This window comes from Ferrovibrio sp. GW821-FHT12E11 (assembly GCF_058806975.1).
Window position 1 is genome coordinate 3743003 of the sequence record NZ_JBXAQG010000001.1, and the last position, 20916, is coordinate 3763918.

The 20916-nt window shown below is 66.4% G+C and carries 32 protein-coding genes; all 32 read left to right on the forward strand.

The window, feature by feature from the left end:
• The first annotated feature begins 84 nt into the window (after nucleotides 1-84).
• The 32 genes from AC1ROT_RS18550 (at nucleotide 85) to AC1ROT_RS18705 (ending at nucleotide 20913) form a co-directional block, all read left to right on the forward strand.
• Nucleotides 85-336, forward strand: a complete 252-nt coding sequence (locus AC1ROT_RS18550; protein ID WP_493000780.1) for a hypothetical protein — start codon at nucleotides 85-87, stop codon at nucleotides 334-336.
• Nucleotides 333-662, forward strand: a complete 330-nt coding sequence (locus AC1ROT_RS18555) for a hypothetical protein (protein ID WP_493000781.1) — start codon at nucleotides 333-335, stop codon at nucleotides 660-662. Before AC1ROT_RS18550 ends, AC1ROT_RS18555 begins: the two co-directional genes overlap by 4 nt.
• Nucleotides 659-1114: a phage regulatory CII family protein gene (locus tag AC1ROT_RS18560; protein ID WP_492971067.1), complete on the forward strand. Its 456-nt coding sequence runs from the start codon at nucleotides 659-661 to the stop codon at nucleotides 1112-1114. The genes AC1ROT_RS18555 and AC1ROT_RS18560 overlap by 4 nt, the downstream gene beginning before the upstream one ends.
• Nucleotides 1111-1530 carry a hypothetical protein gene (locus tag AC1ROT_RS18565; protein ID WP_493000783.1) on the forward strand — a complete coding sequence of 140 codons (420 nt, stop codon included), beginning with the start codon at nucleotides 1111-1113 and terminating at the stop codon, nucleotides 1528-1530. Before AC1ROT_RS18560 ends, AC1ROT_RS18565 begins: the two co-directional genes overlap by 4 nt.
• Nucleotides 1527-1694 carry a hypothetical protein gene (locus AC1ROT_RS18570; protein WP_493000785.1) on the forward strand — a complete coding sequence of 56 codons (168 nt, stop codon included), beginning with the start codon at nucleotides 1527-1529 and terminating at the stop codon, nucleotides 1692-1694. The genes AC1ROT_RS18565 and AC1ROT_RS18570 overlap by 4 nt, the downstream gene beginning before the upstream one ends.
• Nucleotides 1691-2122: a helix-turn-helix domain-containing protein gene (locus AC1ROT_RS18575; protein ID WP_493000787.1), complete on the forward strand. Its 432-nt coding sequence runs from the start codon at nucleotides 1691-1693 to the stop codon at nucleotides 2120-2122. The genes AC1ROT_RS18570 and AC1ROT_RS18575 overlap by 4 nt, the downstream gene beginning before the upstream one ends.
• Nucleotides 2122-2463: a hypothetical protein gene (locus AC1ROT_RS18580; RefSeq protein WP_493000789.1), complete on the forward strand. Its 342-nt coding sequence runs from the start codon at nucleotides 2122-2124 to the stop codon at nucleotides 2461-2463. Before AC1ROT_RS18575 ends, AC1ROT_RS18580 begins: the two co-directional genes overlap by 1 nt.
• A complete protein-coding gene (locus AC1ROT_RS18585) occupies nucleotides 2460-3203 on the forward strand; it encodes a DNA N-6-adenine-methyltransferase (protein ID WP_493000791.1) in 744 nt (247 codons plus the stop codon). Before AC1ROT_RS18580 ends, AC1ROT_RS18585 begins: the two co-directional genes overlap by 4 nt.
• Nucleotides 3200-3412 carry a hypothetical protein gene (locus AC1ROT_RS18590; RefSeq protein ID WP_493000792.1) on the forward strand — a complete coding sequence of 71 codons (213 nt, stop codon included), beginning with the start codon at nucleotides 3200-3202 and terminating at the stop codon, nucleotides 3410-3412. The genes AC1ROT_RS18585 and AC1ROT_RS18590 overlap by 4 nt, the downstream gene beginning before the upstream one ends.
• Nucleotides 3409-4314, forward strand: coding sequence for a hypothetical protein (locus AC1ROT_RS18595; protein WP_493000793.1), 906 nt, complete (start codon nucleotides 3409-3411; stop codon nucleotides 4312-4314). The genes AC1ROT_RS18590 and AC1ROT_RS18595 overlap by 4 nt, the downstream gene beginning before the upstream one ends.
• Nucleotides 4315-4336: 22 nt before the next feature.
• Entirely contained in the window at nucleotides 4337-5884 is a 1548-nt protein-coding gene (locus tag AC1ROT_RS18600; RefSeq protein ID WP_493000795.1) for a DUF5906 domain-containing protein, read from the forward strand.
• A 157-nt stretch (nucleotides 5885-6041) separates the two neighbouring features.
• A complete protein-coding gene (locus tag AC1ROT_RS18605; protein ID WP_493000797.1) occupies nucleotides 6042-6761 on the forward strand; it encodes a hypothetical protein in 720 nt (239 codons plus the stop codon).
• A 32-nt stretch (nucleotides 6762-6793) separates the two neighbouring features.
• Complete coding sequence (locus AC1ROT_RS18610; RefSeq protein WP_493000799.1) at nucleotides 6794-7183, forward strand: DUF8602 domain-containing protein; 390 nt, start codon at nucleotides 6794-6796, stop codon at nucleotides 7181-7183.
• Between the two features lie 125 nt (nucleotides 7184-7308).
• Nucleotides 7309-7926 carry a phage terminase small subunit P27 family gene (locus tag AC1ROT_RS18615; RefSeq protein WP_493000801.1) on the forward strand — a complete coding sequence of 206 codons (618 nt, stop codon included), beginning with the start codon at nucleotides 7309-7311 and terminating at the stop codon, nucleotides 7924-7926.
• Between the two features lie 28 nt (nucleotides 7927-7954).
• A complete protein-coding gene (locus tag AC1ROT_RS18620) occupies nucleotides 7955-9595 on the forward strand; it encodes a terminase large subunit (RefSeq protein ID WP_493000803.1) in 1641 nt (546 codons plus the stop codon).
• Nucleotides 9596-9605: 10 nt separating this feature from the next.
• Nucleotides 9606-10880, forward strand: a complete 1275-nt coding sequence (locus tag AC1ROT_RS18625) for a phage portal protein (protein WP_493000805.1) — start codon at nucleotides 9606-9608, stop codon at nucleotides 10878-10880.
• On the forward strand, nucleotides 10877-11818 hold the full coding sequence (locus AC1ROT_RS18630) for a head maturation protease, ClpP-related (protein ID WP_493000807.1): 942 nt from the start codon (nucleotides 10877-10879) through the stop codon (nucleotides 11816-11818). Before AC1ROT_RS18625 ends, AC1ROT_RS18630 begins: the two co-directional genes overlap by 4 nt.
• A gap of 39 nt (nucleotides 11819-11857) precedes the next feature.
• A complete protein-coding gene (locus AC1ROT_RS18635) occupies nucleotides 11858-13321 on the forward strand; it encodes a phage major capsid protein (RefSeq protein WP_493000809.1) in 1464 nt (487 codons plus the stop codon).
• Nucleotides 13322-13413: 92 nt separating this feature from the next.
• Nucleotides 13414-13878 carry a hypothetical protein gene (locus tag AC1ROT_RS18640; RefSeq protein ID WP_492971049.1) on the forward strand — a complete coding sequence of 155 codons (465 nt, stop codon included), beginning with the start codon at nucleotides 13414-13416 and terminating at the stop codon, nucleotides 13876-13878.
• A 141-nt stretch (nucleotides 13879-14019) separates the two neighbouring features.
• A complete protein-coding gene (locus AC1ROT_RS18645; RefSeq protein ID WP_493000811.1) occupies nucleotides 14020-14418 on the forward strand; it encodes a hypothetical protein in 399 nt (132 codons plus the stop codon).
• Between the two features lie 38 nt (nucleotides 14419-14456).
• Entirely contained in the window at nucleotides 14457-14966 is a 510-nt protein-coding gene (locus AC1ROT_RS18650) for a hypothetical protein (protein WP_493000812.1), read from the forward strand.
• Entirely contained in the window at nucleotides 14947-15729 is a 783-nt protein-coding gene (locus tag AC1ROT_RS18655) for a hypothetical protein (protein WP_493000813.1), read from the forward strand. The genes AC1ROT_RS18650 and AC1ROT_RS18655 overlap by 20 nt, the downstream gene beginning before the upstream one ends.
• Nucleotides 15730-15739: 10 nt before the next feature.
• Nucleotides 15740-16570 (forward strand): hypothetical protein, encoded by an 831-nt coding sequence (locus AC1ROT_RS18660; RefSeq protein WP_493000815.1) that lies wholly within the window; start codon nucleotides 15740-15742, stop codon nucleotides 16568-16570.
• Nucleotides 16567-17238, forward strand: a complete 672-nt coding sequence (locus AC1ROT_RS18665) for a DapH/DapD/GlmU-related protein (protein WP_493000816.1) — start codon at nucleotides 16567-16569, stop codon at nucleotides 17236-17238. Before AC1ROT_RS18660 ends, AC1ROT_RS18665 begins: the two co-directional genes overlap by 4 nt.
• A complete protein-coding gene (locus AC1ROT_RS18670; RefSeq protein ID WP_492971043.1) occupies nucleotides 17235-17918 on the forward strand; it encodes a hypothetical protein in 684 nt (227 codons plus the stop codon). The genes AC1ROT_RS18665 and AC1ROT_RS18670 overlap by 4 nt, the downstream gene beginning before the upstream one ends.
• Nucleotide 17919: 1 nt before the next feature.
• On the forward strand, nucleotides 17920-18555 hold the full coding sequence (locus tag AC1ROT_RS18675) for a head-tail connector protein (protein WP_493000817.1): 636 nt from the start codon (nucleotides 17920-17922) through the stop codon (nucleotides 18553-18555).
• 54 nt (nucleotides 18556-18609) lie between these two features.
• Nucleotides 18610-18945 (forward strand): phage head closure protein, encoded by a 336-nt coding sequence (locus AC1ROT_RS18680; protein WP_493000819.1) that lies wholly within the window; start codon nucleotides 18610-18612, stop codon nucleotides 18943-18945.
• 15 nt (nucleotides 18946-18960) lie between these two features.
• The gene (locus AC1ROT_RS18685) at nucleotides 18961-19428 is read left to right on the forward strand and encodes an HK97-gp10 family putative phage morphogenesis protein (RefSeq protein ID WP_493000821.1); all 468 of its coding nucleotides are present in this window, start codon (nucleotides 18961-18963) and stop codon (nucleotides 19426-19428) included.
• Nucleotides 19429-19430: 2 nt separating this feature from the next.
• A complete protein-coding gene (gene gp17, locus AC1ROT_RS18690) occupies nucleotides 19431-19856 on the forward strand; it encodes a tail completion protein gp17 (RefSeq protein ID WP_493000822.1) in 426 nt (141 codons plus the stop codon).
• A 26-nt stretch (nucleotides 19857-19882) separates the two neighbouring features.
• Complete coding sequence (locus tag AC1ROT_RS18695) at nucleotides 19883-20308, forward strand: phage tail tube protein (protein WP_492971038.1); 426 nt, start codon at nucleotides 19883-19885, stop codon at nucleotides 20306-20308.
• A 3-nt stretch (nucleotides 20309-20311) separates the two neighbouring features.
• Nucleotides 20312-20716 (forward strand): hypothetical protein, encoded by a 405-nt coding sequence (locus AC1ROT_RS18700; RefSeq protein ID WP_492971037.1) that lies wholly within the window; start codon nucleotides 20312-20314, stop codon nucleotides 20714-20716.
• Nucleotides 20671-20913 (forward strand): hypothetical protein, encoded by a 243-nt coding sequence (locus AC1ROT_RS18705; RefSeq protein WP_493000824.1) that lies wholly within the window; start codon nucleotides 20671-20673, stop codon nucleotides 20911-20913. The genes AC1ROT_RS18700 and AC1ROT_RS18705 overlap by 46 nt, the downstream gene beginning before the upstream one ends.
• Nucleotides 20914-20916 lie beyond the last annotated feature (3 nt).

The window sequence follows — 20916 nt, forward strand, 5'->3', positions numbered from 1 at the left end:
GACTGACTTAGCGCCAGACGCTAATTGCGGCGGCAGGTTTAAATAAACTTGCCAGTTTAAACATTCACGTTTAAAGTCACCGGCATGACGCAGGATGCCGAAACCACCAATCCGACCAAACAGGCCCGTCTGGCCTGCCAGATGAACCAGACCGAATTCGGCGAGGCGATAGGTCTTGGCAGCGGCGCGGCAGCGCAGATGGCCGTGTCGCGGCTGGAGAGCGGGCGGGCGGCGCTGGAGCTGGCGGTGGCGAACCGCATCGTGAAGCTGTGCCGCGATCATGGTGTGGACCGCCGTCTGGAAGACCTGCTGCCGGCCGATGAGGCGGCGGCATGAGCGGCGCCGGCGGCGATGCCTGTCTGCAGGCAGAGTTCGAGAAAGCCGAGCTGCGCGCGCAGATGCGCCGCCGCGGGGCTGCCGGGATCATCCGCATCAAGCCGGGCTGCTGCATCCTGTGCTACCTGGTGCGCGACGTCGACGGCGACCTGCACGTGATCATCCCGCTGACCAACAGATTCCAGGATCGGGAGTTGTGGTTCGGTTTTGATCGTCATGGCATCATCGTGCTGCATTGGTGGGGCACTGTCGCCTCCAATCGCCGGCGCATTCGTGAGTCGCCATCCCGCCGTCGTGAGTATGCCGGGGGAGGTATGCCGGCATGACCAAGCTGCGCACGCCCAACAGTTTCGAAGACGCCATCACCCGCATCATGGGCCTGCTGACGCCGGCCGGTGCTGCCGCCGTGGTGAAGCGCTCGGCCGACCTGCTGCGGCGCTGGAGCAACGAAGACCTGCCGGAAAGCCCGTCGCTGGAGCAGGCGCTGGCGCTCGATCTCGCCTGCCTGGGCACCGAAGGCGTGACCATGGCGCCGATCTTCGAAGTCTATGCCGCGCGGCTGGAACAGGCCGGGCTGTCGATCAGCCTGCAGCCGATGGACCCGCGCAACCGGCTGCTGCGCGCCATGGCGGAAATGGGCGATGTGGGCCGCGCCGTGCAGGACGCGATGGCCGATGGCCGGGTGACGCCGGCCGAGCGCAAGCAGGTTCTGCGTGAAATCCAGCAGACCGTGGCCGAGCTGAACCGGCTGGCGGCGGAAATCGGGGTGATGCCATGAGTGATGGTCGCGGCGGTTTTGTCGATCCGGTGATGCATCGCCGAGCGCTGCTGATGGCGGCGCCGGTGACGCGGCAGCTGCTGGCGGTGCTGGCCGGCTGCACGCGGTCGGTCAGCATGGTGGAACTGGTGGGCCTGGTCTACGGGCCGAAGCGGCCGGCGACGGCGCGCAGCAGCATCGGTGTGCTGGTGCGGCGGCTGCGCCAGGCCGGCATCGGGATCGAGACGCCGGCGCGCGGCTTCTACTGGCTGGCCGATGTTTCACGGGAAACGGTTGTTTCCATGCTGGCGGCCGACGCGCTGGCGCGGGAAGACCGTCGCGCCGTGGCGGCGGCCTTTGGCAATCCGGAACGGGCGCGGGCGATCGCCGCGCTGATCGAAGCGGGTCAAACAGCGACAGGGAGGACTGCGGCATGAATGCAGGCATGATGTTCGTGGGCGCTGTCGGCCTGGTGGTCGGCTGGTTGCTGCGCGGCTGGGTGCCGCGGCTGCTGCACTGGCACCGGGAAGGGCAGGCGCGCTGGCGGCGCGAGCTGGGCCTGAGCGATGTGGAAGACGACAGCCGGCAGGACCGGCCATGACGCATCTGTGCCCGACCTGTGGCGGCGCCGGCAGCGTGGCGAACCATCCGGAACCGGTCATATGGTACGGAGGGCGGCGACTGTCGCCGAAGCTGGGCATGATGCTGGCATGCCTGATGGCGCGCCATGGTGAACTGGTCCGCACCGATGCGCTGATCACCATGCTTTGGGATGGCGACGAGCCCGAGGCCGCCGACAATAACATCAAGGTCTATGCGCATAAGCTGCGGCGATATGTGCAGCCGACGGGAAGGGCGGTCGAGTGTATCTGGGCGATGGGTTACCGCCTGGTCGGGCCGCCGGTGACGGCCGAAATGGTGGCGCCGCCAGAAAAACCTGTCGATCACAAGCCGCGCGGCCGGCTTGGTGGAATGGCCAGGCAGCGTCATGCGATGCGCAACAACCCGACGCCGCCGTGGGGCGCGTGATGACGGCGGCGGGCATTCCCCAGCGAAACTGGACCGAGGCCGAAGTGGAAACGCTGCGGCGCCTGGCCAAGGCCGGCGCGAGCCGGCATGACGCGGTGGCGGCGATCGGCCGGTCGCTGGATGCGATCAACCGCATGGCGTCGCATCGGGGTATCCGGTTCAAGCGCCAGCGCGACCATGTGCCGTGCGAGGGCAAAAGCGACGCCACCGACGGGCGGCCGAAAATCGACGCGGCGGCCGATGCCCTGTTCAAGGCCGGCCTGCTGCGGCATCTGCGGCACAAGCAGGCGCTGCTGCGGCGAAGTGCGCTGACTACCGTTGCCGAGGCGGTGGCGGAATGAGCGGCCGCGCCATGGGCAGCCATCAATCGTCGCGGTCGGGGACCAATACCTGGCTGACGCCGCCTTACATCATCGCGGCGCTGGGCGGGCCGGAGAGTTTCGATCTCGATCCTGCTGCGGCACCGGCCATGCCGTGGCCGACCGCGCGGCGCATGGTGACGGAAGCCGAAGACGGGTTGTCGCTCGCCTGGTTTGGGCGCGTGTGGCTGAATCCGCCATACTCTCCCACCGTCATCCCGGTGTTCATGCGGCGCATGGCCGAGCATGGCCGCGGCACGGCCCTGGTCTTTGCCCGCACCGAAACGCGATGGGCCGAGGACAGCGTGTGGCGTGCCGCCAGCGGCATCCTGTTCCTGCATGGCCGCCTGAATTTCCATCTGCCCGACGGCCAGCGCGCGGTGCGCAATGCCGGTGCGCCGAGCATGCTGGTGGCCTATGGCGCCGAGGACCTGGACAGCCTGCGCCGGGCCGATCTGCATGGCGCGCTGGTGCCGCTGACGCCGGTGGCCGGCATCTTCCTGCTGTCGCGTGGCGATGGCGGCGGCGTCTGCTGGCGCGAGGTGGTGCGCGATGCGTTGCGGCATTTCGGCGGCACGGCCGATCTGTCCTCGCTCTATGCCTATCTTGAAACGCATCCCAAGTCGCAGGCCAATCGCAACTGGCGGCCGAAGATCAGACAGACCGTCAACCGTGTGGCGCGGCGCGTGGCGCCAGCCAGCTACGCGATGGTGGCGGAATGAGCGACGGACACTTTCTGCACGATTGCGAGCATCCCGGCTGCAGCGCCTGGGGCAGCTATGGCATCGGCGTGGCACTGCTGAAGGGCCGGCGCGGGCGCTGGTACTGCCGGCCGCATCTGGCGCTGTACACGGCGCCGACACAGGCCGCGGCTTTGCCGCCGGCAGAGTTCATCGGCACCGAGCCGGCGCAACAGGGGAGGCTGCTGTGAGTCTGTCGGGCGATCTGCGGCGCGAAATGCTGGCCTATATGAAGCCGCTGGCCGATCCGGCCAAGGCGGGCTGGATTTATGACTGGCTGAAACAGACCATCGGCGCGCAGGATGCCAGGCCGCTGCGCCGCATGATGATCGGGGTGGCGCGCATTGCCGTGGATGGCGGCACGCTGCTGTGGCGGCCCCATGGCGATGCCGAGCTGCGCATCGGCGGGCCGGCGATCGTGCTGCCGGTGCAGGATGCGCAGGGCGCGCTGATCGACCTGCTGGCGCTGAAGCCCGACGATGCGCGGCATCACTGGCTGCGCCACGGCACGGCCGAACTGCTGGGCGAGGCGGCGCTGGAGCGGGCGCGCGAGGATGGCCGCGGCATCCAGGTGCATGACAGCCCGCTGGCGATGCTGCGCAGCCATTGCGCACGCTGGGCCGCCCATGGCGCGGCGCTGGCGGCGGCGCAGGCGGAACTGGATGCGCTGAAACGCATGGCGGCCGAGGATGACGCGCGCGCCGCCGTCGGCGATGCCCAGGCGCAGGCGCAGCTGCCGATCACCGAAATGGTCTATGAGGCCAAGCGCAGCCTGGTGGCGGCGACGGCGCTGCTGTCATTGCCCAGCTGGGAGGATGAAGGCTGCTGCCTGCTGGGCCATGGCCATGACCACGAGCGGCTGTTTGTTGGCGTGAATGCCGTGCATGTGGATGATCCGGTGTTCGGCCATGACCTGGCCAAGGCGATCAAGGCGGCGCGCAACCGGAGGCGGGCGAAGGAAGCGGCACTGCCGCCGGTGCTGCTGCGCGATGCCGGCGGCGGCGCTGTAGTGGCTGACGCGGAGGCAGATGCCGGCGACGCAGAGGATGGGGACAGCGCCGGCGATCCATCGGCAATCGAGCGCGCGGCGTAACGGATTTCAGTCAGGATCGGTGATGGCGGGGAAGCGTACAGGCGGCAAGAGAACGGGCCTGGCCGGCAAGGCTGCGGCCGGCAGCGTTGGCGCGCAGGCTGGCGCCGGCGTGCCGGCCGGCTATGGCGAGGATGGCGTGCGGCCGAGCGTGCCGATGCAGGGCTACATGCCGGGCTTCGCGCCGGCGCGCGGCGCCACCGATACCGCCGGCATCGCGCGGGCGATCGAGCGGCTGAACCGCAAATATGCCGTGGTGCGCATGGGCGGCAAGACCGTGGTGCTGGAGGAAAGCCTCGATTCAGAAGGCCAGCCGAAGATCGAATTCATGCTGCCGCAGGATTTCCTGCTGTGGCATATGGCTGAGGAATATGTTTATGACGGCGAATCCGAAAGCATCGGCAAGCTGTGGCTGAAGTCGCGCGACCGCCGGCAGTATCGCGGCGTGGTGTTCGCGCCGGTGAACAAGGATGGCAGCGGCGCGCCGCCCGAGGGCTTCTATAACCTGTGGCAGGGTTTCAGCGTTGAACCAGCAGCGCGCGTGGCCGAGCGCGGGCGCGGCAGCATCCGGCTGTTCCTCGATCATGTGCGGGTGAATATCGCCCAGGGCGATGGCGACCTGGCGCAATGGATCCTCGCCTGGTTCGCCCATATGATCCAGTGCCCGACCGAGCGGCTGGGCACGGCGCTGGTGCTGCGCGGCAAGATGGGCACCGGCAAATCAAAGCTGGGCGAGATCGTGGGCTCGATGATCCAGCGCTATTACATCATGGTGGACAACCCCGACCACATCACCGGCAAGCATAACAGCCATATGAAGTCGCTGCTGCTGCTGCAGGCGGATGAGGGCTTCTGGGCCGGCGACAAGAAGGCCGAGGGCAAGCTGAAAAGCCTGGTGACCAGCGCGCACCAGATGATCGAGCCGAAGAACGTGGATGCGGTGTTCATGCGCAACTTCGTGCGGCTGTATATTTCATCGAACAGCGACTGGGTGGTGCCGGCCGGCATGGAAGAGCGGCGCTTCGCCGTGCTGGATGTGGGCGACGGGGCCAAGCAGAATCACGAATATTTCGCCGCCATCGATGCGGAAATGGACAACGGGGGGCGCGAGGCGCTGCTGCGCTACCTGCTGGATTTCGATCTCGGCAGCGTGAACCTGCGGCAGATTCCGAAGACCGGGGCGCTGCTGGAACAGAAGCTGGCCTCGCTGAAGCCGGAGGAATCCTTCTGGTTCGAATGCCTGGTGCGCGGCTCGCAACTGCCCGACGACGACGGCTGGCGGCCGATGGTGAAGAAGGATGTGCTGTACAAGCAGTATGTCGATTATGCCGAGCGGCGCGGTTTCCGGCACAAGGATTCACCCAGCAGCTTCGGCACCAAGCTGCACAAGCTGGTGCCCGACCTGACCACGAAGCGGCCCGACCGCGCGACGTATGACCCGCTGTCGGAACGCAGCGGCGAGCCGGCGCGGCCGTGGATGTATGTCTTCCCCGAGCTGGCCGATTGCCGCGCCGCCTTCGAAGAGGCGATGTCGCAGCCGATGGCCTGGCATGCGGAGGGCGACGGGCTTTAGGCGCGCCGTCCAGTCGCGCGACTGGACGGCATGGCATGACTGGACGGTGGCGGACCCGCATGGATTGCGGTTCCGTCCATGCCGTCCAGTCCGTCCAGTGGATTTTCGTAATCGCATACAGGCGGGCGTGAGAGAGAACAGGATTTCAGGAAAATAAATGGACGGACTGGACGGGGCCAAGCAGGGCAAGGCCTTGCCGCCCGTCCAGTGGGGCGCGGCCGGGCAGACCGGCATGGACGGACTGGACGGGAGAAGGGCAGGCATGGCTGTGCAACGGGATCGTGATATCGAGGATGTGCTGATCTGGTCTTACCGGGACCAACTGGTCGACCAGATCGTGTCGGATACGGCGGCGGCGGCGCGGCCGGGCTCGGCGCGGGCGGCGAACTGGGATGGGGCCGGCGGCGGTGGCGGCATGGTGGATGTGCATCCCGATGCGCTGGCCGTGCATAACCTGGTGATGGCGCAGCCGCCGCTGCAGCGCGGCCTGCTGATCGTGCATGCACGGGTGGCGGGGCGACCGGACTGGATGCCGGGCGCGGTGCCGCGGCTCGGCGCGGTGCTGGATGGCAAGGGCCGTCCGGAAACCGAAATGTTCATGCCGGCGCGGCGTTACGGCTATTGCCTGGTGCGCGAGTATTTGTCGATGGAAAGCATCGTGCTGGCGAAGCAGACCTATCTCGCCTGGGTGCTGGCGCTGCTCAAGGTGGCCGAGGCGCTGATCGACAATCCGAAGCTGCTGGCCGAGCATCGCATCGTGTCGGTGCGCGCGCCTGCCGTGCCATGGCATGCCGATGGCGGGAAGAGCAGCTTGACACTGCGCAGAAAACTTGACATGGTGTCCGAACACTACGGCAAAGCCGCGCCCGCTGGATAATCCCGGCGGGCTTTTTCGTTTCAGGTTCCATCATGCCCTGGGCACCAAAGAAGCCATGCGCGCATCCCGGATGCGGCGCGCTGGTAGATGCCCGCTACTGCGCTGCGCATCAGGCCCAGCGCGATGCGCGACGGCAGGAACAGGATCGGCTGCGGGGCTCGGCATCGAAGCGGCTCTATGGCCGGGCGTGGCAGAAGGCGCGGCGGCAGTTCCTGGTGGATCATCCGCTGTGTGACTGCGATGACTGTCGCAGGACAGGCGAGTTGCATGCGGCCGATGTGGTCGACCATGATGTGCCGCACCATGGCGATCCAGTGATCTTCTGGGATCAGTCGAAGTGGCGCAGCTACTTCAAACCGCATCACGATCGCAAGACGGCACGGCAGGACGGTGGATTTGGAAATCCGAAAACGCAAGTCTGATCAGACACATAGGGGGTGGGGTCAAATCTCTGCCGCCTTGCTTCTGTAGACCGCGTCCCCAGCAAAGGTCGCGCGGCCGCGAAATTTTCGGAAATTATTTTTTCGGCAGCGAGAGGATTTCGGCCATGGGGCGTCGCCAGCTGACCGCGGAAGAGCGGGCGCTGAACGGCGATGCCGGAAAGCGCGCAAAGAAACAGGCCGCAGCCAGCACTGATTCCGCCAAGCCGGCTCCGGTGCTGGCGCCGCTGGGCTTGTCGCCTCCGGCCTGGCTGGGCGATGCGGCCCTGATCGAATGGAAGCGGCTGGCACCCGAGCTTTCGCGCATGCGGGTGTTGTCGGAAATGGATGCGCTGGCGTTGGCCCAGTATTGCCAGGCCTGCCAGCACTATGTCGAAGCCCAGTCCAAGATCGCCGCCAATGGCGCGACCTACGAGACCCAATCCAAGCATGGCAATCTGCGTCGCATCGATCCCAATGTGCGACTGGCGCAGGATGCCGAAAAATCCATGACGCGCCTGGGGGCGCAGCTCGGCCTGTCGCCGCTGGCGCGCTTCCGCCTTTCCGCCGCCGCAGCGCAGACCGGCAACCAACTGACCTTGCCGCTGTCCCAGGGCGCGCCGCAACCAAAGCCGGCAACCCATGGCAGCCAGCCTGAATCCACCGGAGCCGCAGTCGCCGGCGAAGCGAAGCCGGCGACGCCGCAGCTCGACCCCGCCAGCGAGTATTTCGGCTACGTCAACTGAGTCGCGCGCCGAGCGCTATGCCCTGGCGGTGACCGGCGGTGCGGTGCCGGCCTGTCTCTGGGTGCGGCTTGCCTGCAAGCGGCACCTGACCGATCTGGCCGAGGGCCATGCCCGCGGCCTGACATACGATCTGGCGGCCGAGCGTCGGGCCATCGGCTTCTTCGAAACCTACCTGCGGCACTCGAAAGGAAAGTGGGCCAAGCAGACTTTCTCGCTGTCAGACTGGCAGGCCTTCATCATCGGCAGCCTGTTCGGCTGGAAAAATGCCGACGGCGCGCGCCGCTTCAGCACCGGCTATGTGGAGGTGCCGCGCAAAAACGGCAAGTCGACACTGGCGTCCGGGGTCGCGCTCTACATGCTGACCGCCGATGGCGAGCAGGGCGCCGAGGTCTACGCGGCGGCGACCAAGAAAGACCAGGCAAAGATCGTCTTCAACGAGGCCAAGCGTATGGTCTCGACCTCGCCCGAGCTGGCCCAGCGCGTGCGGGTCTTCGCCGCGAACATGAACGTGCCGACCATGGAGGCGAAGTTCGAGCCCTTGGGCGCGGACTCCGACAACCAGGATGGCCTGAACGTCCACTGCGCGGTGGTGGACGAACTGCATGCGCATAAATCGCGCGACCTTTGGGATATTCTCGATACCGCCACCGGCGCGCGCCACCAGCCGCTGATGCTTGCAATCACCACGGCCGGCAAGCGCAAGAAGACGATCTGCGGCGAACAGCACGATCATACCCAGCAGGTGCTGCGCGGCGTGATCAGCGACGATGCCTTCTTCGGCATCATCTATTCGATCGATGCCGACGACAAATGGGACGATCCGGCCACCTGGGCCAAGGCCAATCCCAACCTCGGCGTTTCGTGTTTTATCAACCAGCTGCAGCGTAAACTTGCCAAAGCGAAGGTCTCGCCCGCCGCGCTCAACACCTTCAAGCGCCTGCACCTGAACATCTGGGTGGAGGGCGCCGACGATCCGCTGCTCGACCCGGATGCCTGGGATGCCTGCGGCCTGCCGTTCACGCCGGACAGTCTGCTGGGCCGGAAATGCTTCGCCGCGCTCGACCTATCCAGCACCATCGACCTCACGGCGCTGGCGCTGGTCTTTCCGCCAGTAGCTGAAGGCGAACCCTGGAAGATTCTGGTCTATTACTGGCTGCCCAAAGCCAACATGCAGAAGCGCATCGACAAGGATCGAGTGCCTTATGATACCTGGTCAGCAGACGGCTGGATTGAACTGACCGAAGGCAACATCGTCGATTACAGCGCCATCCGCCGCAAGGCAAACGCGCTGAAAGAGTTGTTCGAAATCGAGGAAATCGCCTACGACCGCTGGAACGCCACCCAGCTGGTCACCGAGCTGATGGGCGATGGCTTTACCATGGTGCCGTTCGGCCAGGGCTATGCGTCGATGGCGGCACCGATGCGCGAGATCGTGGGCCTGGTCACCGGCACGGCGATCACCTGGGGCGAGAATCCGGTGCTGCGCTGGAACGGTCACAACGTCGTCGCCGATGTCGACCCGGCCGGCAACATGAAGCCGGCAAAGAACCGTTCGACGGAAAAGATTGACGGCTTTGTCGCCAGCGGCATGGCGCTGGGCCGTGCCATCGCAGTGCGCGAGCCGGCGAACGACGTGCTGGATTACAAGCGCGGCGACATGTTCGGCTGAAAGGCTTTCCATGACCCTGTTCGACCGCCTGATCGCCGGCAACCAGCCTGCGCCGCATGTGCTGTCGCGCATCGAGCCGAAGCTGGATGTCCGGAATCAGATCACCACCGGCATGTCGGTGGAGGAACTGGCGCGGCAGATGGGCGTTGGTATGGCCTCGGCCAGCGGTGCCGTGGTGACCGAGGAATCTGCATCCCGCCTGTCGGTGGTGGCGGGTTGCGAGCGGGTCATCTGCACCAGCATGGCGCAGTTGCCGCTGATCCTGTATCTGCGTTTGTCGGGCGAAGATCGCGAACGGGACCAGGATAATCCGCTTTATTTCGTGCTGCGCAGTTCGCCGATGGAGGGCCTGACCGCGTCGCAGTGGCTGATGCTGCTGGGCGGCGACCTGTTCTACCGTGGGCGCTTCTACGCCCATATCGTGCGTGGTGTCGGCGGTCGCGTGCTGAACCTCAATCGCCTGCACCCGGATCGCACCCGCAAGGTGCAGGATCCGGTCACGTTAAAGTTCCATTTTGAGTACCGTCATCCGTCAGGTGCGCTGATCCGGTTCGAACCCTCGGAAATCCTGCACCTGTGGCAGTACAGTCGCGACGGCATCGACGGCATTTCGCCGATCCAGCGTCACCGCGAAACCTATGGTGACGCGCAGACCATGCGCGACCACAACTCGAAATTCTATGCCAACGGCGCCCGGCCGTTGGGCGTGCTTAAAACTGAACAGAAGATGACGGCGCCGGGCAAGAAGGAAGCCCGTGAGGACTGGCATCTGGTCACCGGCGGGGAGCAGATATTCTCAACGCCTGTGCTTGACCAGGGTCTGGATTACAAACCCGTCAGCATGTCGCATGAGGATGCGGAATACCTCGACAGCCGCAAGCTGTCGCGCAGCGAAATCTGCGGCATCTGGGGTGTACCGCCGCATATGGTCGCCGATCTCGACCGCTCGACCTTCAGCAACATCGAGCATCAGTCGCTCGGCTTCGTGATCTACACCATGATGCCGCTGTTCGTGCTGGTGCAGGATGGCATCAACCTGCATGTGCTGCAGGGCGATCCCAAGCGCTTTGTCGAATTCCTGGTTGCGGCCCTGCTGCGCGGCGATTTCAAGACCCAGCAGGAAGGCCTGCAGCTGATGCGGCAGAACGGCGTGATCAACGCCAATGAATGGCGGCGTCTGATGAACTTCAACAGACGTACCGATCCTGGCGGCGATGAATACATCGTCGCCGCCAACATGAACAACCAGAACAAGCCTGCCCCGAAACCCGGAGACCCGGCATGACCAAGCGTCCGATACACCTGCAGATGGCCGGCGCGACGGTCACGGCCTGCAATGGCATCGCGCTGCCGGCCGGACTGATGGCTGACATGCAGCGGCGTCCGTTTTTCAACCGTGCATCGGGCCGGCGTTTCGACGTTCGCGCGGCCGAGCAGTCGGCCGATATCGATCTGTATGACGAGATCGGCTGGTGGGGCACCGATGCCAAGAGTTTCAAGGCGCGGCTGGATGCGATTACCGCGCCGGTGATCAACCTGCGCATCAACTCACCGGGCGGCAGCGTCTTCGACGGCATCACCATGTATAACGACCTGCTGGCCCATCCGGCCAAGGTCAATGTGATTGTCGTCGGCCTCGCCGCCTCGATCGCCAGCATCGTCGCCCTGGCCGGCGACACCGTCACCATGGCCAAGAATGGCTTCCTGATGATCCACAATGCCTGGACCGTCGGTGTCGGCGACACCCAGGTCTTTGCCAAGCTGGCGGAAGACCTGAAGGTGATCGACCGCGGCCTGGCCCAGACTTATGTGGATCGCGGCGATGCCGCGCTGGCTGAAATTCAGCAGATGATGGCAGCCGAAACCTGGCTCGGCGCGGAACGCGCGGTCGAACTTGGCCTGGCCGACAGCGTGGCGGCGGATGCCCCTGCGGACGAGGCGCAGGCGCGGTTCGACCTTTCGGCCTTCCGCAACTTGCCGCCGGCGGTGGCGGCGATGCACAAGGCGGCGGATTTCACGCCGCGCACCGAACGTGATTTCGAACGCGCCCTGCGGGATGCGGGCGCTTCGAGATCCCAGGCCCGCGCTATCATGGCGCGTGGCTTCCAGACCGGGCCCGGCGGGACGCCGGAACCGGTCGACGACCGCGACCAGTGGGACGCTGCTCGCAATCCCGCGCTGAAGGCCCAGCTCGACAAGCTGTTGGCTACCGCCCGGGGCTGAACCCTCCGAACAACAATTTTGACAGGAAAGGCCAGCTTCATGGCTCGCTCGCATCTGAAGACCGCCGCGCTCGCGCTGGCGGCCACCACCGCACTCACCATGCCGGCCTATGCCGGCCCGGCCGAACCGTTGATCAAACCCGATCTCACCGATCCGGCCGCCATAGTTGGCGCGATCAATGGCGCCTGGGAGGCCTTCAAGGCCGCCAACGACAAGGGCAACAAGGATACCGCCGACCGGATCAATGCTTCGATCACCGACCTGCAGGCCAAGCTGAAGGAAGCTGTGGACGCGCAGTCCAAGGCTCTGGATGACCAGGCTAAGCATATCGCCCGCCTGACCGCCGGCGGTACCGCCAATCCCGCCAACGAAAATGCCGAGAAGAATGCCCGCGCCTTCGTGCGCGAGGTGATGGCGCTGCGCGATGCCTCGCCGCAGGAAATCTCGGCCGCGCTGGTCAAGGGCGTCGATATCGAGGCCTATGCCAAGTATACCGCCGCCTTCAACCACCTGATCGCCTGCAACGGCAATGTCAACATGTTGTCGTCTGACCTGCGGAATGCCCTGCAGGTCGGCAGCGATCCCTCGGGCGGCTATGCGGTGCCGCCGGAGGTGTCGACCCAGTTCCAGAAGCGCCTGTTCGAAACCTCGCCGATGCGCCAGATCGCCCGCGTGCAGACCATCGCCCGCGACGCCTGGGAGCAGCCGCTGGACACCAATGACGCCACCAGCGGCGGCTGGGTCGGTGAGCGGGCTCCGCGCACCCAGACCGATACGCCGGCGCTTGGCATGCAGCGTATCGAGGTGCATGAGCAGTATGCCTACCCGCATCTGACCCAGAAAATGCTGGAAGATGCGGTGCTGATCAATCCGGCGGCCTGGCTGGAGGGCAAGACGCTGGACAAGATGGTGCGCACCGAAAACACCGGGTTCGTCAGCGGCAACGGCCAAACGCGGCCCAAAGGCTTCCTGGCCTATGGCGCCGATGCGGTGACCACCAGCGACAAGGCGAACCGCCCCTGGGGCAAGCTGCAGTATATCCCCATCGGTGCGGCCGGCGCCTTCCCGACCATCTCGGGTGGCGCCGCCGATGGCGCGGCCAATCCGGATGCGCTGATCAGCGCCATCTACGCCCTGAAGGCGGCTTATCGCCAGGGTGCGCGCTGGACCATGAACAGCCTGACGGTTGCGGCTGTTCGCAAACTGAAGGATGCGCATGGCCATTATCTCTGGCAGCCGGGCATCCAGGCGGCCCAGCCCTCCAGCCTGCTGAATTATCCGATCAGCGAAATGGAGGATATGCCCGACATCGCGGCCGACAGCCTGTCGATCGCCTTCGGCAACTGGCAGGAAGGCTATCTGATCATCGATCGGCTGGGCCTGGTGGTGCTGATCGATCCGTTCACCAACAAGCCCTATGTCGGCTTCTACATGCGCAAGCGTGTCGGCGGCGACGTGAACAACTTCGACGCCATCAAGCTGCTGAAGTTCGCGGCCGCCTGAGCGGGCGCGCACTCTCACAGTGAAGTGAAACCCGGGGCCGGCAGTCAGACTGCCGGCCCTTCCTTTTCACGCGCAGCCTGAAGGAGACACCCATGCAGCGCGACCTCATTTCCAATCTGAAGACCGTCCTTCACTGGGCCAAGACCGTTACCGCGACGGAAACGCCGACCAATGGCATCGATCTTGCCGGTTTTGGTTCGGCGCTGATCGCCGCGGCCGTCGGCGCGGTGACCAATGCGGCGAATTCTCCCTCGCCGGTCTGGACGCTGGCCCTGCAGGAATCGGACACGGTCAACAGCGGTTTCACCGCCGTGGCCGAGGCCGACATGATCCTGCCCAATGGCCGCAATGTCGGCGAGGGCAATGTGGCCAACGGCATCTTCGCCCGCATCGACGCCGCTGCCGAGGATGATCTGGCCTACACGGTGGGGTATCGCGGCACCAAGCGGTATGCCCGCGTTGTGGCCACCGCAGCCAACACGCCCGGCGCCACGCCGATCAGCGTGTTGATGATTCTCGGTCATCCGTCCATCGCACCGGTGGCCGACGCGGCCTGATCCCCGCCCACCCCTGTCGCGGCCGCTGCTGGGGCCGGCCGCGCTGCCTGGTCACTGCCCGCCGTTTCCTCTGCGGCGGGCAGTGACCGCTCCTTTTTCCCGATAGCCAATCTCCCGATACAGCCAAACACGGAGGGCGCGATGCCCAAACGCATTGTTGTTCGCAGCTTCAAATTCTCGCCTGACGGCATCGCGGTCATCGAATACGAACCGAAGACCGATCCGGCCGGCAAGCCGGTGGCGCAGGACATGACCGACCGCTGCGCCCTGATCGCCGATGCCGAGGGCTGGGTGAAGCCCGACCCTTTGGACCTGAAGGCGACGGCCGAAGCCAAGCGCCGCGCCGCCGCCGAGAAGGCAGCCGCCGAGAAGGAAGCGGCCGAGAAGGACAAATCGGCCGATGGCCGCCCGTCCCCCGACTCTGGCCCGGCGCAACCGTCGTCTGCGTCGCCGGCGGACCAAGCCTCGCCAGCCCCCGCGGGCGGTGCGACCTCGACCACCTCCGGCGCAGCCGCGCCGCCGGCCGCTGCCGCGTCATAACCATCAACCGCGCCTGGGAACTGATCCCGGGCGCGGATATGCTCTATGCGGCCGATGACCGCTTCTGGCGCGCCTACGACACCGCCGGCTTTGCCGGCGTCAGGGTCAGCCAGGATGCGGCCATCTGCGTCGAGCGGCCCGATATCCTGCGCGTGCCGAGCGAAGACCAGCCCGGCCTGTCGCTCGATCCCCTTCGCATCCACCAGGGCAACAACTCCGGTTTCCAGGCGCTGAACCTGGCGGTGCTGCTGGGCGCCCGTCGCATCCTGCTGCTCGGCTATGACATGCGGCGCGGCCCGGCGCAGGAATCGCACTGGCATGGCGACCATGGCCATGGACTGGAGAATCCCTGCCAGCCCGATCTCGACCGCTGGCGCAGCCTGTTTCCCGGCGCGCTGCCGGCATTGCGCGCCGCCGGTGTCAGTGTCGTCAACTGCACGCCGGGCTCGGCGATCGACTGTTTTCCGCGCGGCGACCTCGCCACCGAGATCGCTGCTGTCCTCACCGTTCCACCTGACAGGCCTGTCCATGCAACCAGTGGCCTATAACCTGCTACAGGCGGCGGTGCATTACCGCCGCGAGGCCTTTGATGCCGGCCTGGCGGCGTGTGGCTACCGCGTCAGCCATGACTACTGCATGCATCCCAATCGCGGCGATGTGCTGGTGATCTGGAACCGCTATGCCGAGCGCGACCGCATGGCGCGCGCCTTCGAGGCGGTCGGCGCCCGCGTGCTGGTGGCCGAGAACGGCTATTTTGGTCAGGACAATCTCGGCCGCCGGCTCTACGCGATCAGCCCGAACCAGCATCACCATGGCTGCCAGTATGACGCCAGCCGCACCGGCACAGGATCGTTGCTGTCGCAGCTGCGGCCCTGGCGGCGCGAGGGTGACCATATCCTGGTGCTGGGCCAGCGTGGCTTCGGCTCCGATCTGATGGCGTCACCGCCCAACTGGGCCGAGCGCATGGCGCAGGATCTGCGCAACCGCACCCGCCGGCCGGTGAACGTGCGCCAGCATCCCGGCAATGTGCCGCCGGCCGAGAGCGACATATCCCTGCGCGCCGAACTGCAGGGCGCCCATGCCTGCGTCGTCTGGTGCAGCAATGGCGGACTGACGGCCCTGCTGGCGGGCATCCCGGTTTTCTATGCCGCACCGGCCTGGATCGCGGCGGCGGCGGCCAAACGCATCACCGCCGATCTGGATGTGCCGTTTCTGGGTGACCGCCTGCCGGCGCTGACCCTGGCCGCCAGCAACCAGTGGAGCGTGGACGAGATCGCCACCGGCGCGCCCTTCGCGGCCTTGTTGTCGTGATGGCTGCACCATGAAAGTTGCCTTCAGCTGGATGACCGAAAAGCCGGCCCATGACGAGGCCATCGCGGCCTTTCGCGCCGGCGTGCTGGCCGCCGGCGACCGTGTCACCGGCATGGAAGACTGCGATGTGCTGGTGGTCTATGGCTGGTTCGGCGCCGCCGCGCAGGTCGCGGCCAGTGCCGCGACCACCGGACGCCGTGTCGTCACCATGGACCTGCCGTATTTCGGCCGGCATCTGCGCGGCCTCGATACCTTCGTCAAGGTCAGTGTCGGTTCGCCGCATCCGACCGCCTATTTCCGCCAGCGGCCGATGCCGGCCGACCGTTTCGCCGCGCATCGCCTGGCGGTGCGCCCGTCGCGCATGGCCGGCGACAGTATCGTGGTTGCCGCCTCGGGTCCGAAATCCGGCCTGCGCGATGGCGTGCCGTTCCAGTCCTGGGAAAAAACCGTACTGCAGCGGCTGCTGGGCATCACCCGCCGGCCGCTGGTCTATCGACCGAAACCCTATCGCAAGGTCGGCGCGCCGCCGGCGATTCAGGGCATCCGCATGAATACCGCCGATCCGATTGCCATGCTGCTCACCACCGCCCATGCGGTGGTCACGCGGCAGAGCAATGTGGCGGTGGATGCCCTGCTGCTCGGCGTGCCGGTCTTTGCCGAAACCGGCGTTGCCAGCCTGCTGAACGGCTGCGCGGCGCTGGACGATATCGAGCGGATCGCTCTGCCGCCGGCAGAGGACCGCGCGCAGTTCATGGCTGACCTGGCCTGGTGCCAGTGGTCGCTGCGCGAACTGGCGCTGGGCGCCTGCTGGCGCCATCTGAAATCGGAAGGCCTCGTATGAATGCGCATTCGATCACCGGAGACGAAGCGATCGCCTGCCGTGATGGCATCGATCTGACGGCCTGGTTCAATCCGGCCGTGCAGATCGTCTGCGACTCGGTCACCATCGGGCCCTTCGTCTGCATCGGGCTGATGCCGCAGGCTTCGCCGGCGCTGGCCCGCCAGCCGGCGGTGAAATCCGCCCGGGTGCAGATCGGCGCCGGCACCGTGATCATGGCCGGCGCGCGCATCTATGCCGATGTGCATATCGGCGAGAACTGCCTGATCGGCGACGGCGCGGTGATCCGCGAGGGCAGCCGCATCGGCGACCGCTGCGTGATCGGCGGCGGCAGCCGCATCGGCTATGACTGCGAAATCGGCCATGATGTGCGGATCAACGATGCCTGCGTGGTGATCGGGTGCACGGTCATCTTCCCCGGCGCCTTCCTCGGTCCCGGCGTGGTGATGGCGAACCAGCGCCAGCTCGATCCGGCCCGTTACGATTTCGATCCGGCCACCGTCGCGGGACCGCGCATCGGCGCCGGCGCCCGCATAGGCGCCGGCGCGGTGCTGACGCCGGGCATCACCATCGGCGCCCGTGGGGTTGTTGCAGCCGGCGCCCTGGTGGTCAGCGATGTGCCGGCCGGCAGGATGGCGCTGTCGAAGGCGGCGGTGGCGGTGTGGCAATGAGCAGGATCACCGTCGCCAGCTTCTACGCGCCGCGCCCGGATCAGTTTCCGGATGCCGTCGACTATCTGCCGCTGCTGCGCCTTTTGCAGAAAAGCTGCGACCGCGCCGGCCATCGCCATGTCGTGATCAGCGACCGCCAGCAGGGCGATCTTGAAACCTATGTCACCGACCTGCCGGTCAACCTGATGCAGGCCTTCTGCCGCGGCCAGGCGCAGTTCCTGCTGGATCGCGCGCGCCACGCCGACGGCCGCGTCGTGCTGGTCGGCGCCGACTGCCTGGTGACCCGCGACCTCACGCCGGTTTTCGATGGCAGTTTCGACCTGCTGGTCACCAGCCGGCGGCCCAGCCATCGCTGGCCGATCAACAACGGCGCGGTTTTCATCCCCGATCATGCGCTGGCCGGCGTCGCGGCGCTGTATGCCGATATCGCCGCCGCCTGCGGCCCGGTCTGGGGCGATGACATGATTGCACTCAGCCAGGCGCTGGCGCCGATTCCGGCCGAGCATGGCGTGCAGTGGCGCTGCAGCATGCGGGTGAAGTTCGCACCGATGCGGCAGTTCAACGACACGCCGGCCACCAGCATCGATCCGTCGCCGGCCTGCGTGGTGCATTTCAAGGGCCCGCGCAAGCATCTGATGGCGCCCTGGGCGCAGCGGTATCTCGGGATTGGCGAGGGCTGACATGGCACTGGTGCTGGTGACGCCGCCGACCACCGAGCCGCTGACCCTGGCCCAGGCGCGCCTGCACCTGAAGCTGGATGCCAGCGGCGGCTCGCCCGCCAGCCATCCCGACGATGCGCTGGTGCAGGGCCTGATTACCGCGATGCGTCAGCATCTGGACGGCGAAGCCGGCATCCTCGGCCGCGCCCTGGTGACCCAGTCCTGGGAACTGTGGCTTGACGGTTTTCCCTGCGGCGCCGATGGCACCGGCGGTGAAATCCGGCTGCCGCTGCCGCCGCTGCAGAGCGTCGACAGCGTCAGTTATACCGACAGCGCCGGGGTGACGCAGACCCTGACCGAAGGCAGCGATTTCATCCTGCGCAAGGGCATGCGGGGCCGGCTGGCGCCGGCCTATGGCCGCAGCTGGCCGGCGGCGCGGCGCAGCCCGGACAGCGTCTGCATCGCCTTCACCTGCGGTTATGACGCAGCGAATGATGCGATCGGCGATGTGCCCAAGCCGCTGACCCAGGCGATGCTGCTGCATCTGGGGCACCTCTACCAGAACCGCGAAACGGTCAATGTCGGCAATATCGTGACCGAACTGCCGCTGGCGGTGGCGACGCTGCTGGCGCCCTACCGTGTCGATCTCTTTGGCTGACGCTGCGCGCGTGGCCGCCCTGTCAACCCACGCGCGCAGCGATAGGCACCTCTCATGAAGATCGGCCAGCTTGACCGTCGCCTGACCATCCTGCGGCCGGTGAAGGCGCGCGACTTCGCCAACCAGGAAATCGTCACCTATGTCGATCTGGCCGTGGTCTGGGCCGAACGGCTGGACCTGCTGGGCCGCGAAGTTTTCGCCGCGCAGCAGGTGAACAGCGAAGCGACCGCCAAGTTTCATATCCGCTGGCGCAGCGATGTGACCGAACAGCACCGCCTGATCTGCGAGGGCGTCGAGTATGACATCGCCGGACGGCCGGCCGAGATCGGCCGCCGCGAATGGCTGCAGATCCTGGCCCGGGTGGTCGTGGTCAGGAATACCGCTGCTTAAGGGGCTGCTTTCGCCATGATGCAGGTCAAGACCAGCCTTCAGGGTTTCGAAGACCTGATCGCGCTGGCGCGCGAACTGCCCGATGCAATGGAATCCCGCGTCTACGACACCGCCGTGCGGGCGGCGGCGCAGCCGACCCTGAAAGCGGCGCGCGCCAATGCCCCGCGCGGTGAACAGGCTTCGGCGGCGAGCCGGAAATACGGCCGGCTGTCGCGCAACCTGCGCCTGCGCCGCTGGCGCCGTCTGCGCCGCGGCCTGGTCGGCTACACGGTCAGCACCGGCCGGGCCTTCTGGGGCTGGTTCCTGGAATACGGCACCAGCCGCATGCGCGCCCATCCCTGGTTCCGGCCGGCCTTCGACCAGACCGCACCGGAAGCCTTCGATGTCATGCGCAGTGGCCTGCTGAAGGGGCTGGAACGCGAGGTGACCCGGCTGGCCGGCAAATACGGCAGCGTCCGCCGTGCGCTGCTCCGGAGCCGCTGACCATGCTGGCGCTGGCGATCCTGAAACTGCTGGCGGCGGATGCGGGCGTGCAGGCGCTGGCGGGCACACGGGTCTATCCCGGTCTGGCCGGCCAGGATGTCGCCGGGCCTTACATCGTGGTGCTTGGCGTCGACAAGCCCGATATCGCCCGCGACCTGGATGGCGAAAGCGGCCTGCTGCAGCCGCGCGTGCAGATCGATGTCTATGCCCAGACCTATCTGCTGGCCCAGCAGGCGGCGCGCGCCGTGCATGCCGCGATCAGCGATTACCACGGCGCGGTGGCGGTCAGCGCCGACAGTCCGGCGCTGCTCTGCATCGTGAAGGCGGTGGCCCGCATCGGCAGCACCGACCTGGTGGAATCCGATATCGATCCGATGCTGCACCGTGTGCTGCTGGAATATCTCGTCACCGGCACCGAACCCGACTAACCCGAAAAACAGAAAGGACTATCATCATGGCCGCTGCGAATGGCGCTATCGAAACCCAGGGCTCCAAGCTCTATATCGGCGTGGGCTCGCCCACGGCCTGGGTGCAGGTCAAGGGCATGCAGAGTTTCACCGCCTTTGACGGCGAGGCCTCCGATATCGATGTCACCGATCTGGATTCCACCGCCAAGGAATTCCTGACCGGCCTGCAGGATTTCGGCAACTTCGCCTTCTCGGGCAACTACCTGCCCGAGGACCCTGGCCAGATCCAGATGCGCGCCGCCAAGGCCGACCGCGCCCAGCGCCAGTTCAAGTTCGCGCTGTCGGACGGCAAATACTTCCTGTTCAACGGCGGCGTGAAGAGCAACCCGCTGTCGGGCGGCGTCGATGCCAAGACCGACGGCAATTTCAGCATCAAGATTTCGGGCGAACCGCTCGGCCCGCTGGATCCGTAAGCCATGCCAAACCGCTACCGCGGCGAAGCGGCAATCCAGCTGGGCGGGCGCAACTGCATCCTGGTCTATGACTGGGATGCGCAGGCCCGCATCAAGGACGAGGTCGGCGACGGCGTGCTGGGCCTGGTGCTGACCGGCATGGACATGCCGAAGCTGGCGGTGCTGGTCAGCATCGGCCTGCGCCGCCATCATCCGGACCTGACGGCCGACAGCATCCGGGCGCTGTCGCCGCCGCTGATGCCGACCCTGAGCGCGGTTAAGGCGGCGCTCGATCTGGCGATCTGGGGTATGGACGGCATGCCGGAGGATGCCCCGGAAAACCCTCCGGGGCGGATGGCGACACTCTACAGACGGCTTTCGAGGTGGCTGCGGCTGCCGGGATCGCGCCATCCGAATTCTGGTCCCTGACGCCGCACCAGACCGTGCGGCTGGCCGGCGGCGTCCACAGCCAGCGCGTCACCCTGGCCTGGAACCTGGCGGCCCTGACCCGCGCCAAGAAACTGCCGGCGCTGGACAGCCTGCTGCCCAGGCCGGTGCGGAAACAGGCGGGCATGACCGAGGCCGAACTTGCGGCCTGGTTCAAGTCCAAACAGACGAAGCATTGACGG